Origin of the sequence: Parvibaculum sp., from assembly GCF_019635935.1 — a bacterium.
In the GTDB taxonomy this organism is placed as follows: Bacteria; Pseudomonadota; Alphaproteobacteria; order Parvibaculales; family Parvibaculaceae; genus Parvibaculum.
The window spans coordinates 2,024,109-2,041,084 of record NZ_JAHBYN010000001.1 but is presented as its reverse complement, the minus strand read 5'-3'; the positions used below and the strand labels follow the sequence as shown (position 1 = coordinate 2,041,084).

Genomic DNA, 16,976 nt, shown 5'->3' with positions numbered 1-16,976 from the left:
CCCTCCCCGAACTTCAGTAAAATCCGAGGACCATGACCGATCTCAAATATGACGTTGCCGGCATCGGCAATGCGCTGGTCGACGTTATCGCCGACGCCGACGACAAATTCCTGACCGCCAACGGCATCGAAAAAGGCTCGATGACGCTGATCGACGACAAGCGCGCCGACGAACTTTATGGCCGCATGGGCCAGGCGGTCGAAATGTCGGGCGGCTCCTGCGCCAACACGATTGCGGGGCTTGCCTCGCTGGGCGGCAAAGGCGCGTTTTTCGGCAAGGTCAAGCGCGACCAGCTCGGCGACGTTTTCATGCACGATATCGCAGCGCTCGGCGTCGATTTCCCGGCCAGGCCCGCAAGCGCCGGCGCGCCGACCGGACGCTGCCTGATCCTCGTCACGCCCGATGCGCAGCGCAGCATGAACACATTTCTCGGCGCGGCGCAGAAACTCGGGCCCGACGATATCGACGAAGCGACGATCCGCGCTGCCGCCATCACCTATATGGAAGGCTATCTGTGGGACCAGCCCGACGCCAAAGAGGCGTTCCTCAAGGCCGCGAAAATCGCCCATGACGCCGGACGCCTCGTCTCGCTGACGCTGTCGGACAGTTTCTGCGTCGATCGTTACCGCGACGAGTTCCGCCGCCTGGCCAAAGACGAGGTCGACCTGCTGTTCGCCAACGAGGCCGAAATCCTGTCGCTCTACCAGACGGATGTTTTCGACGAGGCGCTGCAGAAAGTGCGCGCCGACTGCAAGTTCGCGGCGCTGACGCGCTCGGAAGCCGGCGCGGTCATCGTCGCCGATGGCGAGGTGCATGTGGTCGATGCCGACAAGGTCGCGAAAGTCGTCGACACGACCGGCGCCGGCGATCTCTTCGCCGCCGGTTTCCTTTACGGGCTGACGCGCGGCAAGGACCCGGTGACATGCGGCCGCCTCGGCGCACTTGCCGCCGCCGAAGTCATCTCGCATTACGGACCGCGGCCGCAGGTTTCGCTGGCGAAACTCGCGAAGGAAAAGGGGCTCGCCTGAGCTTCAGATCTTCCTGAGGAACACGTCGCGGATGCGGTGGTCGTCGCCCTTGCGCAGGATCAGGTCGGCGCGCTGGCGCGTCGGCAAGATGTTCTTGTGGAGGTTCGCGAGGTTGATCGAGGTCCAGATCGAATCCGCCGTTTCGATAGCCTCGTTTTCGGTAAGCTTCGAATAGCGGTGGAAATAGGCGGCCGGGTCCTTGAAGGAAGTCCGGCGCAAGCTTATGAAGCGCTCGATAAACCAGCGGCGGATGGCTTCCTCGTCGGCGTCGAGATAGATCGAGAAGTCGAAGAAGTCCGAGACGAAGGGCTGCGGCTCGTCGCCTTCGGCCGGCTTCCAGGGTTGCAGCACGTTGAGCCCCTCGACAATCAGAATGTCCGGCTGATCGACCGTAATCGTCTCGCCGGGCAGAATGTCATAGGTGAAGTGCGAATAGACCGGCGCCTCGACATTGCGCGACCCTGCCTTGACGTCGGAGAGAAAGCGCAACAGGCGTTTGATGTCGAAGCTTTCGGGGAAGCCCTTGCGCTGCATCAGTCCGCGTTCCTCGAGCACCCTGGTCGGGTAGAGGAAGCCGTCGGTGGTGATGAGATCGACCTTCGGATGATTGGGCCAGCGCGCCAGCAGCGTGCGCAGGATGCGCGCGGTCGTCGATTTGCCGGAGGCGACGGAGCCGGCGACACCGACGATATAAGGCACCTTGTCCTGTTCGCGGCCGAGAAAGTCGGAGGTGACGCGGTACAGCTCCTGCGTCTCGCCAACATAGAGATTGAGCAGGCGCGACAGCGGCAGAAAAATTTCCGACACCTCGTCGAGCGAGATGCGTTCGCCGAAGCCGCGCAGTTCTTCGAGTTCCGCTTCGGACAGCGGCAGCGGCGTGTCCTTGCGCAATTCGCCCCAGGCTTGCGAGGTGAAATGGCGAAAGGGCGAAAGAAACGTCGTGTCGTTGCCGCTCAGGGGCATGGGCCGGTTTCCGCTACGGTGTTCAACGAGATCAAGTCGGTTTTCTGGCTGCTTTTTCGTCGAGGCCGGACCGGCCTTCGCGCCGCGCCAGCTCGGCATAGACATCGGCAGGATCGATTTCGAGCGCGGCGAGAAGCACCAGCCAGTGATAGAGGAGGTCGGCGCTTTCGGCGATTGTCGCCTCGGTATCGCCCTGCGTCGCTGCGATCACCGTTTCGACCGCTTCTTCGCCAAGCTTGCGGGCGCAGACGGGCGCGCCGCCGGCGAGAAGCTTCGCCGTCCATGACGAGGCGGCATCGGCGCCCTTGCGGGCGGCGATCGTCGCGAATAGTCGGTCGAGCTGGCTGGCATCTGCGGCCATGCGCGGGCAGGCTCCGGAAGCGTTAACACAATCCGGCGGAGCCCCGAAACGGCGCCCGCGCGGCGGCTTTGCGTAGCAGATTTGGGCCCCGGAGGCCAGCAGCGGGAAGTAGCGGCTCAGAGCCGGGTCGAAAGGCGGGTGCCGGACAATTCGCCGGTCTTGGCGCCGTCGCGGCGGGCGTCCTTCATGTCAGCGCCGCGCAGATCGGCCCCGCGAAGGTCGGCACCCAGAAGATTGGCGCGCAGCAGGATCGCATCGGTGAAGTCGGCCGCGGCCAGAAAGGCGTTCTCGAAATTGACGTCGGCGAGGATCGTTTCGCGAAACAACGCCCCGGCGAGCACCGCACGCGAGAAGTCGGTGCGCGACAGGTCCATGCGGGCAAAATCCGCCCGATGACCTTTTTGCTGACCCGTCTGGATCCAGAGCATGTGATCGGCCAGCACTTTCGCCATGCGTTCGGGCCCCGGCGCCGTGCGCGGCTTCACCGCGCGCATCAGGTCGCCGCGCGAAGCCGTTGCCTCATCGAGGACGGCGCGGCGGAAATCGGCATCGGCAAGGTTCGCGCCCGACAGTTCGACGCCCTTCAATTCGGCGCCGGCGAAGCTCGCACCGCGCAGATCGGCGCCCTGCAGGCTCGCGCCCGATATCGCCGCGCCTTCGAAATCGGCATCGAGCAATTTGCATTCGGTCATGTTGGTGCCGTACATGCGCGCACCGCGGAAGCTCGAATTTTCCTTGCCGACCGGCGCGGAAGCGCCCCGGCGAATGACGGCGCCGCGGCGCAGATCGGCGCCTTCGAGACGCGCGCCCTCAAGCTCGGCATTTTCGAACTGCGCACCGCGCAGATCGGCGCGCGCGAAATCCGTGCGGGTCATGTTGGCGCCGTCGAAATTGGCGCTGAAGAGATTGGCGCCGGCGAAATGCGAATCCTCGAGATTGGCGCCGGTAAAGTCACAGCCGATAAAATGACCGTGCGAGAAATTGAGATTGCGAAAATCGAGCTCCGAAAGATCGCACTCCTTCATGATCACGCACCAGCCGTTGGGCACGCCCTTAAGGTAGCGCGTGTGCAGGTCGTTCAGACGCTTCAACGCTTCCTGGCTGATGCGCCGGCCGATGATGGCGTGCGGCTCGCCCGATTTGCGCTCCGGCGCAGGCTCGCGCTCGATCGCAACCATTCGCGGTGCATTGCTGGAACTCTCGGACATCGATACACGACCCTCGCATGCAACATCGCCGCGCGGCGCGCGGCGTTCAACCCGGACCGCGATGCTAGCCCGGCTCTTTTCACATTTGCTTAACGGTGCGGTGCAATCGGTCGAAAAGTCGCGAAATCGCTGTTTTTCTTCGTGCCGCTTCGGGACAGTGGCGGGGAAGTCAGTCCCGCCAGAAAGCGTCGGCCTCGCGGAAGCGCCGCCACAGCCGGAGCGCGCCCTTCCAGTCCTTCGCGGCGCGTTTTTCCGACCAGGCGAAAACGCGCGCCGCCGCCGCGGCGCTGTCGGAGGCGGCGAGCGGTCCATCGAGAATGAGATGCGCTGTCGCAACATCGTTCAGGCCGCCGAACACGTCCTGAAGCTGCGAGAGATGTTTGACATAGGGCTTTGCCGCATCGCTGCCGAAAAGCGACGAAAAGAAATGCAGCGCGTAGCGAAATTTTTTCAGCCGTTTGCGCAACTCGTGACGGCTCTCAAGATCGAGCGTTTCGATTTCGCGGCCGAGCTTGACGACGCTGGCGAGGCGGCGGTCGAGCGCTTCGACCGCGAAGGCGCGCGCCAGACGCGGCGCCTTGCGCTTGACGCGCCAGCCTCGGCCGGCAAGGAAGAGGCCGTATTCGAGAAGGAAGCGCGTGTAGCGGCGCGAGGCGATTGCCGCCAATGCCCGGTCCCATGCTTCCTCGCGCGCCGCGGCGGCGCGGGCGGCGAGCCGCGACAGGCCGGCGTCGCGCGGCGTCACGGGCGCGAGAATTTCGCCGACGAAAACGTCGAAGTCGCGCGCCGGCCCAAGTTCGTTGGCCAGCCACTTCGCTTCCTCGGCCAGCCGGTCGGCCATGCCACCACCGATCGCGGGGCGGAAGACGGCCAGCGCCGAGCGCGCGCGGCGCAGCGCCACCCGCATCTGATGCAACGCTTCGGGCAGTCGCGCCTCGACGGTCGCCGTTTCGTTCGATGTCAGATGAACCAGGCAATGGCGCAGCACGGTCGCATAAACGTCTTCGAGCGTTGCGTCCGGCGCGAGCGTCAATGTCTCGGCCTTGACGGCCGCGGGCGTGCGCGGCCGCAGAAGCGCGAAGCCGCGTTCCGACTTGCTCTCGAAACCGACGCGCAGCGCCGCAATGTCGTTGAGATCGAGCGCCAGACGATAGAGGCTCTCGGGCGAACCTTCCTTCAGTTCCAGTTCGATTTCGCTGACCGGAAGTTCCTTCGCCTTGCCGGCGCGCAGCGCGCCCTTGTCGAGCGCGAGTTCGATGACGTCGCCCTGGGGCGTTGTCAGATTGTGCACGGTGCGGCGGATGTCGCTGACGAGGCGGGGCGCAATCGGGCGGCCGTCGGCAAGTTTCTGGATGCGCGATTTCAGGCCGGCGGGCAACTTGTTGAGATCGGGGCCGGCGGCGCCGCGCGGCAGCCGCGCTTCGTATTCGCCGGTGTCGCGCGCGAGCGCGCCTGTCTGTTCGCCGGAGTGGCCGTTTTCGGTTTTCAGCGTTTGTGTGCAGGCGCCGCCCGAGCGGCGCAGCCGCAAGGCCAGCCCGTGATCGCCCAGCGCCAGATCGTCGGTGTCGAAGTAAACCGAATGCAAATGCTTGCCGCTGGCGCGACCGCTCTTCATCCGGCTCAAGGCCGGCGCACGGCGAAGGCGTTCCAGCTCGGCGGGTTCGCAGACCAGCTTCAGTTCGATTTCACGGTCAGACATGCAGTTGCCGCTTCGCGCCGCTCCCCGGGGGTGAAGTATCACGCCGATACGCAACCAATGCTTATTCTGCCGGGCCGCATCGCGACGCGCAATTGTCACATTTGAGACTTCGACGCGTCATGCCGACGCTGCGACATTTGTCCACAGGATGATTGATATAATCGCAGCGGCACATACAAGATGTTGAATCCGGCCTAGAGCCGGACCGGCACACCGGCCGCCGCCATATGCGCCTTGGCCTCGCCGATCGTATATTCGCCGAAATGGAAGATCGAAGCGGCCAGTACCGCGCTTGCGTGGCCGTCGCGGATGCCCTCGACCAGATGATCGAGGTTGCCGACGCCGCCCGAGGCGATGACGGGGACGGAAACCGCATCCGAAACGGCGCGGGTCAGCGCGATGTCGAAGCCGGTTTTCGCGCCGTCGCGGTCCATCGAGGTCAGCAGGATTTCGCCGGCGCCGAGTTCGGTCACTTTCACCGCATATTCAACCGCGTCGATGCCGGTCGGCTTGCGCCCGCCATGGGTGAATATCTCCCATTTGCCGGGCCCGGTCTGTTTGGCGTCGATGGCGACGACGATGCACTGGTTGCCGAATTTTTCCGACGCGGCGCGCACGAAGTCGGGATCGAAAACGGCGGCCGTCATGATCGACACCTTGTCGGCGCCCGCCAGCAGGAGCTTGCGCACATCGTCGATGGTGCGGACGCCGCCGCCCACCGTCAGCGGCATGAAACATTGCTCGGCGGTGCGGCGCACCACGTCGAAAATAATCGCGCGTTCCTCGTGGCTTGCCGTGATGTCGAGAAAAGTGAGCTCGTCGGCGCCGGCGGCGTCGTAGGCGCGCGCGGCCTCGACGGGGTCGCCCGCATCGCGCAGGTCGACGAAATTGACGCCCTTGACGACGCGGCCGTCTTTCACATCGAGGCAGGGAATGACGCGCGCTTTCAGCATCGCGCCCCCTCCTTCAGCAGCGCCAATACTTCCTTCGGGTCGAGGCGGCCGTCGTAAAGCGCGCGGCCTGAAATCGCGCCTTCGATGTTCGTCGTGTCGGCGGCCAGAAGTTTCCTCACGTCGTCGATCGAGGAGAGACCGCCCGAGGCGATAACCGGGATCGAAATCGCATTGGCGAGCGCCACCGTCGCCTCGATGTTCAGCCCTTCCAGCGCGCCGTCGCGGTCGATGTCGGTATAGATGATGGCGGCGACGCCTGCATCCTCGAAGCGGCGCGCCATGTCGAGCACGGTGAGGTCGGAGACATCGGCCCAGCCTTCGGTCGCCACACGGCCGCCCTTCGCATCGAGGCCGACGGCAATGCGGCCGGGAAATTTCCGGCAGGCCTCGATCACAAGCGCCGGGTTCTTGACCGCCGCCGTGCCGATGATGACGCGGGCGATGCCCCTGGCGAGCCACATCTCGATGGTTGCGAGATCGCGGATGCCGCCGCCGAGCTGCGCCGGCATCTTGATCGCGGCCAGAATGCTTTCGACCGCCGCGGCATTGACCGGGGCGCCGGCAAAGGCGCCGTTGAGATCGACGATATGCAGATACTCAAAGCCCGCCTGCTCGAAGGCGCGCGCCTGCGCCGCCGGGTCGTCGTTGAAGACGGTCGCCTTGTCCATCAGCCCGTGAACGAGGCGCACACATTGTCCGTCTTTCAGATCGATGGCCGGAAACAGGATCATGGTCGCCACTTCAAGAAGTTTCCGATCAGCGCCAGACCCAGCGTCTGGCTCTTTTCGGGGTGGAACTGCGCGCCGACCATGTTGTTTTTCGCGACCATCGCGGTGACGGGTCCGCCGTAGTCGGTGCGGGCAAGCACGTCCTCTTCCGATTTCGCATCGAGGAAATAGGAGTGGACGAAATAGGCATGCAGGCCCGCCTCGCCGGTTTCGATGCCGTCGAGCAGGATGTGCGGCCGGGTTTGCGTCAGCGTGTTCCAGCCCATATGCGGGATCTTGAGCGCCGCATCATCGGGCTTCATCACCACGACGTCGCCGTCGATCCAGCCGAGGCCTTCATGCTGCCCGTGTTCGAGACCGCGCGCGGCCATCAACTGCATGCCGACGCAGATGCCGAAAAAGGGTTTGGCGTCGCGTTGCACGGCTTCGGTCAGCGCCTCGACCATGCCGGAGACAGCATGCAATCCGGCGCGGCAATCGCCGAAAGCGCCGACTCCCGGCAAGACGACGCGGTCGGCGCCGCGCACAGCGTCGGGATCGCTTGTGACCAGAACATCCGCCACAATGGCGTTGTCGCGGGCCGCGCGCTCGAAGGCCTTGGCCGCCGAACGCAGATTGCCCGAGCCGTAGTCGATGATCGCGACTTTCACGGGACGCTAGCCTCCCGCCTTCGGAAAGAGGCCGAGAACGTCGTCCGGCTTCGCCGCGGTTTCGGCGCGCCGCCCCCAAACGCGCTTCGGCGGCGGCGCGGGCGCGACATTGAGCGGCCGGTCCCATTTGGCGAAGAAGGCCCGCTCGGCTTCTTCGAGATTGCCGCCGCCGGCAAGGTCGACCATCCGGTAGCCCTTGCGCGCCAGCGTCCAGCGGCGAATGTCGTTGGCCTCGAAACCGAGCATCAGTTGCAGCGCCAGCGAGCAGATGGCCGCACCTTCGGCGCCGAGGAGGTTTTGCGCGACCAGCGACACGACGATTATCAGGGCAATCCAGAGCGCGGCGGCGATCCACAAGCGATGCCAGAGAAGCCAGGCCCATGAAAAAACGAAGGCCGGGACGGAGAAGCCCTCCTTGACCAGCACAATGCCGGCGCCGTCGAGGGGGGCGCCGGGAAGCTCGTGAACCGTGTAGATGCGCATGGACATGGGGCCCGTTCCGGGCGGCGTTGCGTTCGGCCCCTATCTAGGCCAGACGGCGCGAAAAGGCCAGACGGTTCCGGAAAGCGGTCAGCTTCCGAGCTTGCCCTTGGTCGAGGGAATTTGCGTCGATGCGCGCGGGTCGATCTCGACCGCCTCGCGCAATGCCCGGGCAAGTCCCTTGAAGCAGCTTTCGACGATGTGATGGTTGTTCTCGCCATACATGTTTTCGATGTGCAGCGTGATGCCGGCGTTCTGGGCGAAGGCCTGGAACCATTCCTTGAAAAGCTCTGTGTCCATATCGCCGAGCTTCGGCTTGGTGAAGTTGACCTTCCAGATCAGGTAGGGGCGCTGCGACACGTCGATCGAGACGCGCGTACAGGTTTCGTCCATCGGGATGACGGCCGTTGCGTAGCGGCGGATGCCCTTGAAGTCGCCCAGCGCCTGGCGCACGGCCTCGCCGATGACGATGCCGGTGTCCTCGGTCGTGTGGTGGAAATCGATGTGAAGGTCGCCCTTGGCGCGGACCTTGAGGTCCATCAGCGAATGGCGCGAAAGCTGCTCGAGCATGTGGTCGAGAAAGCCGATGCCGGTCTCGATGTCGTATTCGCCCTTGCCGTCGAGGTCGAGGGCGACCGAAATCGAGGTCTCCTTGGTCTGGCGTTCGAGCCTGGCGGTGCGGGATGCGGACATTTCGATTTTCCGGCGGCGTGATTTCAGCGGGCTTTTAGCAGGGAGCGCAGGGACGGGCCAGCGTAAAGCCCCGACGCGGCCCGGCTTTCCCGTTAAAGTGGCTATTCAATTTGAATCACAAAGACTTACAGGACGTTAACCAATAAAAGCCTGTTCGTCTCACATATTACTTTAAGTAATTGCGTTTTTCCATGCATCTGTGGCGTTAAGTCATTGAATCGAATTGCAGCTATTAATCTTTCCTAGTATTCGGTTAATCGTCGCCTACCAGATATTGTTAGGGTGTGGGCTTCAATAGAGGTTCTTCTTCGCGTCGTCCTCGAGCGCCGTGTCGATCAGGGCCGGGGCGACATCGAGCTTCATCTGGTCGCGCAGCATCTCGCCGAAGCTCGGCAGCGCCGTCCGCGGTACATGATTTTCTTGGTTCCAGAGCCCGGAGCGCTTCAGCGCCTTGGTGCAGTGCAGATAGACCTCCTTCACTTCGACCACCAGGACCGAGCGGGGCGGCTTGCCGTCGACCGTGAGGCGGGCCATCAGGTCGGGCTCCACGGACGTCGTGGCCAGGCCGTTGATGCGCAGCATTTCCTCGAAACCGGGCAGGAAGAACAGGAGGCCAACCGCCGGCGCATGGGCGATATTGGTCAGCGTGTCGAGGCGGTTGTTGCCGGGCCGGTCGGGCATGGCGAGGCGGCGCTCGTCGAGCACATGGACGAAGCCCGGCTCGCCGCCCCGGGGCGACACATCGGCGAGCCCGTCCGGCCGGCTGGAGCCGATGCAGAGGAAGGGCGAAAGCTCGATGAAGCGGCGCGAATGCGGATCGATGAAATCGAGCTGCTTGCCGAGCGCCCCGCCCGAAGGTTCCGGATAAACCGTGCGCAGCGCTTCCTCGGTTTTCAAAGGACCGGCCATTGGAATCTCCCAGCGAATATGATTTGAGAAAGATTATCACTTGCAACAAACGGGCGCCAACCCGTCTGCCCGCCGGGCTTGACCCTATGGCGCGAAGCCGCCACATGGTAGCGGCAATCCCGACAAGCAGCCGACAGGAATAGATATGGCCCCGCACGACCCGATCAACTGGCACGGCACAACGATCCTTTCGGTGCGCAAGGCGGGCCGGGTCGCGATCGCCGGCGACGGGCAGGTGTCGATGGGCGACACGATCATGAAGGGCAATGCACGCAAGGTGCGGCCGCTCGGCAAGGGCGACGTGATCGCCGGTTTCGCCGGCGCGACCGCCGATGCGATGACGCTGTTCGAGCGGTTGGAAGCCAAGATCGAGCAATATCCGGGTCAGCTGATGCGGGCCTGCGTGGAGCTCGCCAAGGACTGGCGCACCGACAAATATCTGCGCCGGCTCGAGGCAATGATGATCGTCGCCGACGCGCAAGTGACGCTGGTGCTGACCGGCAATGGCGACGTACTCGAACCGGAAGCGGGCGTGGTCGGCATCGGCTCGGGCGGCAATTATGCGCTGGCCGCCGCGCGCGCCCTTGCCGACATGGATCTCGACGCCGAGGCGATCGTGCGCAAGGCGATGGGCATTGCGGCCGATATCTGCGTCTACACCAACAACAATCTGACGGTCGAGGTCATCGAGGCCTGACCGTACCTTCCCGCCTTACCGACCGGAGTTTCGTTTTCCCGCATGACCAGTTTTTCGCCCCGCGAGATCGTTTCCGAACTCGACCGCTATATTGTCGGCCAGCGCGACGCCAAGCGCGCCGTTGCCATCGCGCTTCGCAACCGCTGGCGGCGGCAGCAACTGCCGGACAATCTGCGCGAGGAAGTTCTGCCGAAGAACATCCTGATGATCGGGCCGACCGGCGTCGGCAAGACCGAAATCTCGCGCCGTCTGGCGCGGCTCGCCGAAGCGCCCTTCATCAAGGTCGAGGCGACGAAATTCACCGAAGTCGGCTATGTCGGCCGCGATGTCGAACAGATCATCCGCGATCTCGTTGAAATCGCCATCGCCATGACGCGCACGAAGAAGCGCAAGGATGTCGAGGCGAAAGCGCATCTTGGCGCCGAAGCCCGCGTGCTCGATGCGCTGGTCGGCGCCAATGCCAGCGAGGCGACGCGCGAAAGCTTTCGCCGCAAGCTCCGCGCCGGCGAACTCGACGACAAGGAAATCGAGGTCGAGGTTTCCGACAGCGGCGGCGGCATGCCGTCATTCGACATTCCGGGCATGCCGGGCAGCCAGGTCGGCATGATCAATCTCGGCGATATCATGGGCAAGGCCTTTGGCGGTCGCACCAAGACGCGCCGCATGAACGTGCGCGACAGCTATGACGTGCTGGTGGCCGAAGAGGGCGACAAGCTGCTCGATCAGGAACAGGTGACGCAGGAAGCCATCACCGCCGTCGAACAGAACGGCATCGTCTTTCTCGACGAGGTCGACAAGATCTGCGCGCGCGCCGAGCGGCAGGGCGGCGATGTCAGCCGCGAAGGCGTGCAGCGCGACCTGCTGCCGCTGATCGAGGGCACGACCGTCTCGACCAAGCATGGCGCGGTCAAAACCGATCACATTCTTTTCATCGCGTCGGGCGCCTTCCATATCGCCAAGCCGTCCGACCTGTTGCCGGAGCTGCAGGGGCGGCTGCCGATCCGCGTCGAGCTGAAAGCGCTCGGCAAGGATGAGCTGCGCCGCGTGCTGACCGAGCCCGAGGCGAGCCTGATCAAGCAATATGTGGCGCTGATGGAAACCGAAGGTGTGACGCTCAACTTCACCGATGAGGGGATCGACGCCATCGCCGACATCGCCGCGACGGTCAATGCGACGGTCGAGAATATCGGCGCGCGGCGGCTTCACACGGTCATGGAGCGTGTGCTCGACGAGATCAGCTTCGGCGCCACCGACCGTACGGGCGAAACGGTGACGGTCGACGCGCCTTACGTGCAGAAACATGTCGGCGACCTGTCGCGCAATGCCGACCTGTCGAAGTTCATTCTCTGAAGCGTCTCACGCCGGTTCGCGTTCCTTGCGGCCAAAGGCCGTTGCGTGGCCTTCTCTTTCGGGGAGCGCGAGCGTTCCCTCGGCGACGAGTTTCTTTAGATAGCCGAAAGTCCGCATCGTCTGCGTCACCAAATGATCGCCGGCGACATAGGACGGGTAGCGCGCCTCGCCGTCGATGAATTGCGGCAGCGGCTCGATTAGCGTGTCGTAGTCGACGGCGCAGAAGAGCGGAAACGAATAACGCTCTTCCGCCACGTTGCGCACGCGGTGCGACGTCGCGATGAAGCGGCCATTGGTCATCGCTTCCAGCATATCGCCGATATTGATGACGAAGGCGCCTTCGACGGGCGGCGCGTCGATCCAGCGCCCTTCGGCATTCATCACCTCGAGGCCCGGCGCCGTTACATGAAGGATGGTGAAGCATTCATAATCGGTATGGGCGCTGATGCCCCATTCGGCCCTCTTTTCTTCAATTGGCGCGCGCGCCGGGTCGGCCGGATAGTGAACCAGCCGCAATTGCGAGGGCGGCTTCGTCAGCAGGCTCTCGAAATAATTCTCGTCGAGACCGAGCGCCAGCGCGAAGCCGCGAAAGATGGTATGACCGAGCGCCGTCGCGCATTTGTAGTATTCATAGACGTCGCGTTGCATCTCCGGGCGCGCGGCGGGCCACTGGTTCGGGCCGAGCATCCGGTAGCCCGCAACATGGTCGGGATCGTCGTCCGGCAATTCAATCGAAAGATCGAAGGCTTCCTTCTTGTCGATCTTCGATGGATCGGTGCCGTCGTAGAAACCTTCCTCGCCGGTCGGCACATAGCCGCGATGGGCGCGCGACTTGCCGATGTAGAGTTCCATCTTTCGTTCGAGCGGTTCGGCGAAAAATTCCGCGGCGCGGGCTTCGAGCTTTTCGATCGCCGCGCGCGGAATGCCGTGGCCCGTCACATAGAGAAAACCGACATTGCCGGCGGCGTCGGCCATTTCGGCGGCGACCTTGCGTTTGGCTTCAACGTCGTCCGAGAACAGCGGCGCGATGTCGACGACCGGGATGCGGGTGAAGGCCGTTCCCTTTGCTTCGGTCTCGCTCATGACAATTCCTCGTTCGGCGCGGCATCGAAATCCGGCATGCCGCGTAGGTCGGCGATTTCCCAATGGCGCGCCATCGCCCTTCCGCCGGCATCGGTGTCGGCGGTCGCAAGCGTCGATTGCCCGAGCGCCGGCGCCAGCGGCTTGCCTTCGCGGAACGGCAATGTCGAGCGCTGCACAATCCAGCCGGCGCTCGTCACCGCGCCTTGCGAAATCTCGCAATCGACAAGCGCGCGCGCCGCATCGAGTGTCGCGGCGCCCGCCACGCAGTCGCGCAAATGCAGATGCGGCGGCGGCGCGACGGCGCGATCGCGCGCATACATGAAGAGATGGCCGAGGCGGATCAGCGCCGCCTTCTGCCCGGTCGCGCGGTCGCGGAGCCGCATCGCCCAGGCGGGCCGCAGCCCGACCGGCTCGCGGTGCCAATGCTCGATATAGGGAATGTCGGCGCCCTGCTCGACCATCACGCCGTCTTCAAGCCATAGCCGGCCGCGGTCGGAATAGATCGCCTCGGGCTGGAAGTCGATGTCGCGGCGCCACTCGAACCAACCGTCTTCATAGATGAGTTCGCCGGCAAAGCCTTCCTGGCGCCCCAGCCAGTCCAGATCGCCGGGCGCGAGATCCGAGAGCGAAGCGGCATGCGAGAAATCGGGGCGATGTTCGGGCTGGCGTAGATCGAGATAGAGGCCCGGCCCCTGCAGCCAGTTGACCCAGGAGGTTTCGTCGCGCCGCCCGTCCGGCCAGCGGATCAGCGAGCGCCGCCAGAGGCCGGTCAGGCTTTCAAGCGACGGTTCGGCGGCACACTTCAGAAGGGGTTCGGCGGTGGACATGGGCCCATGCTGCCCCGCGCGTGGTCATGGGGATAGTGAGGAAATTTCGATGTGTCGCATAGACCAAATCTATGTGCCCGATTGTCCGCTTCCCAACCGCCCCAGGATTTCCGCCAGAAAAAGTTCGGTCGGCGTGTTGCGGGCCGGCTCGTCGCGGGTCACCAGATAGACCTGATAGGCGGGCAGCGCGGTTTCGGGCAGCAGCGGCCAGAGGGCGCCCCGATTGTCGAGCGTTTCGGCGACGCAGGTCGGCAGGAAGCCGATGCCGACCCCGAGTTCGATCAGGCGCTTGGCCTCATGCAGGTTTTCGGCGACGCCGCCGACCTGGCGGCCGAGCCCGTAGCGGCGGCGAAAGCTTGCCAGTTCCTCGGGCTCGTCGGCGCCGGTCGCGACGAAGGCGCGGTCGGCAAGGTCCGACGGCCGGGGCACCGTCTGCCCGTAAAGCGGGTGGTTCCGGTCGCAATAAAGCTGCTGCACCTCCTTCATCAGCGGCTGGTAGCGCAATGCGGGATCGGGTGCGCTGTCGCAGGCGATGCCGATTTCCGCCTCGCCCGATTTCAGCGCCGCGATCACCGCGCGCCAGGGACAGACTTCGATATGGATACCGACGCCCGGATGGTGGCGGTGAAGGTCCGCAAGCGCCGTGTCGAATGCCGCCGAGACGACGGACGAGATCATGCGGATGTTGATGACGCCCTCGACGCGGCCCGCCGCCTTCGCCACCTCATGCGGCGCGGCGCGCACGGCGCCGATCATCGTTTCGCATAATTCAAATAGCGCGCGGCCCGCCGGCAGCAATTCGACGCCTTGCGCGGTGCGGCGCAACAGCGGCGTGCCGAGATCGTCCTCAAGGCGTTTCAGTGCCGCGCTCAATGTCGGCTGCTGGCGGTTCAGCTTGCGCGCCGCCGCGCCGATGCCGCCAGCGCGCACGATCTCGTGGAAGATGCGAAACAGGTTCCAGTCGACATGGCCGGGAAATCGCGAATGGTCGGCGTTGCGTTCGGGCATGATTGGCCGTGGCGGCAAAAGGACGGGTGGATCATTGAAGCGGCTTTGCGCGCATCCGTCCATGCGCCTGCCCGCGAATCTTCGCGGGTTCGTTTAAATTGCAATCGGCGAATCCGTTTCTTCGTGGCTTCGCCGGATGCGAGTCCCGGCATTCGGCAATCTTCACCGGCAGCGAGTCATTTGCCGCGGCGCCGCTTGCGGGCATCGAGAACCGACAAAAGGCGGGCGATTTCGGCCGGGCTCATGTCGCCGATCTCTTCGGCCAGACGGTTTGCCGCCTCTGTTGCCTCGGGGGCAAGACCGGAGGTGTCGATGACGACGCGCGGATGGGAGATGCGTGCCAGACGCTCCAGTTCCTCCGCTTCATCCCAGATGACGTTGAAGTAGCCGACGATCGCCTGCACCAGACGCCAGCTCGGGCGGCCGCGCTTCCCGTGTTCGAGCGCCGAGAGATAGGCGGGCGTCACGCGCAGCGCGGCCGCCATCTCCTTCATCGTCGCGCCGCGCGCCTTGCGCAGCTCGCGCAGTTTGCGGCCGAAGGGCGTCATCTCTTCTTGCGCAGCCAGATATAGAAGGCGCCGCCGCCGCCATGCTTGGGATGCGCCGGCTGGAAGCCCGTCAGATGGGCGCGGAACGCCGCCTCCTCCAGCCAGCGCGGCACGGCACTGCGCAGCACGCCCTGGCGCTCCGGCACTTCGTAGAAATCGGCGCCGTGCAGCGTGTGGCGCGCATAGGGCGAAGCGCCTTTGCCGGTGATGACCAGCACGCAGCGCAGGCCGCGCGCCCTTGCACGGGTCAGAAACGAAAGCAGCGCGTCATGCGCCTCGTGCTGATTGTGGCCGTGGAGATCGAGCGTCGCCTCGACTTCCATCTGGCCGCGGGCCAGACGCTGGCTGACGCGGCGGTCGAGACCGGTCAGCAGCGGCGGCTCGGGCGGGCGGGCTTTCGCCACTTTCGGCGGCAGCGGCGCGGCCGGGACGGCGGTTGTGCGCGACGGCGGGGGCGCGATGGCGGCGAGCTCGTCGGCTTCGGCCAGCGGAATTTCGACGGCGGATTTCCGGCGGCGGCGGACGAGCGGCTTGGCGTCCTTGACGACCGCCCGCCAGAGCTTGCGCTCTTCCTCGGTCAGCGGACGGGAGCGGCGCCGCGAGACTTTTTTGTCGTCGGTCCTGTCGCCACCGGCTGCCATTGCGCGTTTTCCGGTCTATCGGGGGGCGATGGTTTTCGGCACAAGGGCCGTGAGTTCGCCTTCGGCTTTCATGCGCCCGGCAATCTCGCCGGGTTCGTCGCCCGAACCGAAAAAGATGTCGCCGCGCTGCACGCCCTTGATCGCCGAGCCCGTATCCTGCGCGACCACGAGATGCGCGAAGGGAACCTCGCCGCGGCCGTCGGGCGTCGGATGGCGCGTCGTCAGCCAGAACAGCGCGCCCAGCGGATGATGCGCGCGGTCGATGGCAAGGCTGCGGCGCGGCGTCAGATTGACGCCTTCGGCGCCGGGAGGCCCGAGTTCCGGATCGATGTCCCTCAGTATACGGAAGAAAATGTAGGACTGGTTTTGCCGCATCACGTCGCGGCCTTCGACGGGGTTTGCTTCCATCCAGGCGCGGATCGTCTGCATCGAGACTTCCTCGCGCGGGATCGCGCCGCGGTCGATCAGCACCTTGCCGATGGAGGTATATTCATGGCCGCTCTTCGCCGCGAAGGCGAGGCGCACCGTCTCGCCGTTTTCGAGGCGCACGCGGCCCGAACCCTGCACATGCAGGAAGAAGGCGTCGACCGGGCTTTCGAGCCAGATGAGCGCCAGCGCATTGTGATCGAGCGCGCCGTCCTCGATTTCGGCGCGGGTCGGAAAGCCGGCGCCGCCGGCGCGCATCGCAAATCCCGGCGGCGGGGCCAGAACCGGCGTCTGGTATGGGCCGTGACGGGTCAGCGCGCCGCGCATTTCCGGTTCGTAATAGCCCGTGAGGAGGCCGCGCTCGGCGGCGAGGCGCACGGGCTGGAACCAGTGTTCGAAGAAGCCGCGCGCCGAACCCGGCGCAACGGTCTGCAAGGCGGCGGCGCAGGCCGGCTGCCAGTCGCCGGCGCGGCCATAGATCGGGGATGTTCCGGTCTTGCTGTCGAGCGGCGCCGATGCGTCGAGCCCGGCGATGCGTGTGCAGGAACGCGCGAATGTCGCCAGCGCCGCGGCGTGGTCGTCATCGGCCCAGCCGGGAAGATCGGCGAAAGAAATTGCACGGGCATCGGCGCGCGCATCCATCACAGTCGCCCCCGGCGCACAGGAAAGAACGGCAATCACGACAAATCCGGAGAACAGAAGCCGCGCGGCCCGGCGCATCGCC

The 16,976-nt window shown here is 64.8% G+C and carries 19 protein-coding genes; 3 read left to right on the top strand and 16 right to left on the bottom strand.

Going from position 1 to position 16,976, the window contains the following annotated elements; translation table 11 throughout:
- Positions 1–32 precede the first annotated feature (32 nt).
- Complete coding sequence (locus KF719_RS10205) at positions 33–1,028, top strand: adenosine kinase (protein ID WP_293508612.1); 996 nt, start codon at positions 33–35, stop codon at positions 1,026–1,028.
- Positions 1,029–1,031: 3 nt separating this feature from the next.
- Here KF719_RS10205 and coaA read toward each other — a convergent pair whose 3' ends face one another.
- The 10 genes from coaA to KF719_RS10155 all read right to left on the bottom strand — a co-directional run bounded on the left by coaA (position 1,032) and on the right by KF719_RS10155 (position 9,672).
- Positions 1,032–1,991, bottom strand: coding sequence for a type I pantothenate kinase (gene coaA / locus KF719_RS10200; RefSeq protein WP_293508611.1), 960 nt, complete (start codon positions 1,989–1,991; stop codon positions 1,032–1,034).
- 31 nt (positions 1,992–2,022) lie between these two features.
- The gene (locus KF719_RS10195; RefSeq protein WP_293508610.1) at positions 2,023–2,352 is read right to left on the bottom strand and encodes a phosphoribosyl-ATP diphosphatase; all 330 of its coding nucleotides are present in this window, start codon (positions 2,350–2,352) and stop codon (positions 2,023–2,025) included.
- Positions 2,353–2,468: 116 nt separating this feature from the next.
- On the bottom strand, positions 2,469–3,560 hold the full coding sequence (locus KF719_RS10190) for a pentapeptide repeat-containing protein (protein ID WP_293508609.1): 1,092 nt from the start codon (positions 3,558–3,560) through the stop codon (positions 2,469–2,471).
- A gap of 169 nt (positions 3,561–3,729) precedes the next feature.
- A complete protein-coding gene (locus KF719_RS10185) occupies positions 3,730–5,259 on the bottom strand; it encodes a CYTH and CHAD domain-containing protein (protein WP_293508608.1) in 1,530 nt (509 codons plus the stop codon).
- Positions 5,260–5,453: 194 nt separating this feature from the next.
- Positions 5,454–6,212 carry an imidazole glycerol phosphate synthase subunit HisF gene (gene hisF / locus KF719_RS10180; RefSeq protein WP_293508607.1) on the bottom strand — a complete coding sequence of 253 codons (759 nt, stop codon included), beginning with the start codon at positions 6,210–6,212 and terminating at the stop codon, positions 5,454–5,456.
- A complete protein-coding gene (hisA, locus tag KF719_RS10175; RefSeq protein ID WP_293510629.1) occupies positions 6,206–6,943 on the bottom strand; it encodes a 1-(5-phosphoribosyl)-5-[(5-phosphoribosylamino)methylideneamino]imidazole-4-carboxamide isomerase in 738 nt (245 codons plus the stop codon). Before hisA ends, hisF begins: the two co-directional genes overlap by 7 nt.
- Entirely contained in the window at positions 6,940–7,590 is a 651-nt protein-coding gene (hisH, locus tag KF719_RS10170) for an imidazole glycerol phosphate synthase subunit HisH (protein WP_293508606.1), read from the bottom strand. The genes hisA and hisH overlap by 4 nt, the downstream gene beginning before the upstream one ends.
- Before the next feature lie 6 nt (positions 7,591–7,596).
- Positions 7,597–8,079: a DUF2628 domain-containing protein gene (locus tag KF719_RS10165; RefSeq protein ID WP_293508605.1), complete on the bottom strand. Its 483-nt coding sequence runs from the start codon at positions 8,077–8,079 to the stop codon at positions 7,597–7,599.
- Positions 8,080–8,160: 81 nt separating this feature from the next.
- A complete protein-coding gene (gene hisB, locus KF719_RS10160; protein WP_293508604.1) occupies positions 8,161–8,763 on the bottom strand; it encodes an imidazoleglycerol-phosphate dehydratase HisB in 603 nt (200 codons plus the stop codon).
- 291 nt (positions 8,764–9,054) lie between these two features.
- Entirely contained in the window at positions 9,055–9,672 is a 618-nt protein-coding gene (locus KF719_RS10155; RefSeq protein ID WP_293508603.1) for a pyridoxamine 5'-phosphate oxidase family protein, read from the bottom strand.
- A 145-nt stretch (positions 9,673–9,817) separates the two neighbouring features.
- Here KF719_RS10155 and hslV point away from each other — a divergent pair, with 145 nt between their 5' ends.
- Together hslV and hslU are read left to right on the top strand one after the other, a co-directional pair.
- Positions 9,818–10,369 carry an ATP-dependent protease subunit HslV gene (gene hslV / locus KF719_RS10150; RefSeq protein WP_293508602.1) on the top strand — a complete coding sequence of 184 codons (552 nt, stop codon included), beginning with the start codon at positions 9,818–9,820 and terminating at the stop codon, positions 10,367–10,369.
- 42 nt (positions 10,370–10,411) lie between these two features.
- Positions 10,412–11,719 carry an ATP-dependent protease ATPase subunit HslU gene (hslU, locus tag KF719_RS10145; RefSeq protein ID WP_293508601.1) on the top strand — a complete coding sequence of 436 codons (1,308 nt, stop codon included), beginning with the start codon at positions 10,412–10,414 and terminating at the stop codon, positions 11,717–11,719.
- 6 nt (positions 11,720–11,725) lie between these two features.
- On the opposite strand, the gene KF719_RS10140 is transcribed toward hslU, so the two are convergent.
- The 6 genes from KF719_RS10140 to KF719_RS10115 all read right to left on the bottom strand — a co-directional run bounded on the left by KF719_RS10140 (position 11,726) and on the right by KF719_RS10115 (position 16,972).
- On the bottom strand, positions 11,726–12,802 hold the full coding sequence (locus KF719_RS10140; protein ID WP_293508600.1) for a 2-oxoglutarate and iron-dependent oxygenase domain-containing protein: 1,077 nt from the start codon (positions 12,800–12,802) through the stop codon (positions 11,726–11,728).
- Entirely contained in the window at positions 12,799–13,629 is an 831-nt protein-coding gene (locus KF719_RS10135; protein WP_293508599.1) for a hypothetical protein, read from the bottom strand. Before KF719_RS10135 ends, KF719_RS10140 begins: the two co-directional genes overlap by 4 nt.
- Positions 13,630–13,698: 69 nt before the next feature.
- On the bottom strand, positions 13,699–14,637 hold the full coding sequence (locus KF719_RS10130; protein ID WP_293508598.1) for a LysR family transcriptional regulator: 939 nt from the start codon (positions 14,635–14,637) through the stop codon (positions 13,699–13,701).
- A gap of 176 nt (positions 14,638–14,813) precedes the next feature.
- Positions 14,814–15,185, bottom strand: coding sequence for a helix-turn-helix domain-containing protein (locus KF719_RS10125; RefSeq protein ID WP_293508597.1), 372 nt, complete (start codon positions 15,183–15,185; stop codon positions 14,814–14,816).
- Complete coding sequence (locus KF719_RS10120; RefSeq protein ID WP_293508596.1) at positions 15,182–15,826, bottom strand: Smr/MutS family protein; 645 nt, start codon at positions 15,824–15,826, stop codon at positions 15,182–15,184. The genes KF719_RS10125 and KF719_RS10120 overlap by 4 nt, the downstream gene beginning before the upstream one ends.
- A 15-nt stretch (positions 15,827–15,841) precedes the next feature.
- Positions 15,842–16,972: an MltA domain-containing protein gene (locus tag KF719_RS10115; protein ID WP_293508595.1), complete on the bottom strand. Its 1,131-nt coding sequence runs from the start codon at positions 16,970–16,972 to the stop codon at positions 15,842–15,844.
- Between the last annotated feature and the right edge of the window lie 4 nt (positions 16,973–16,976).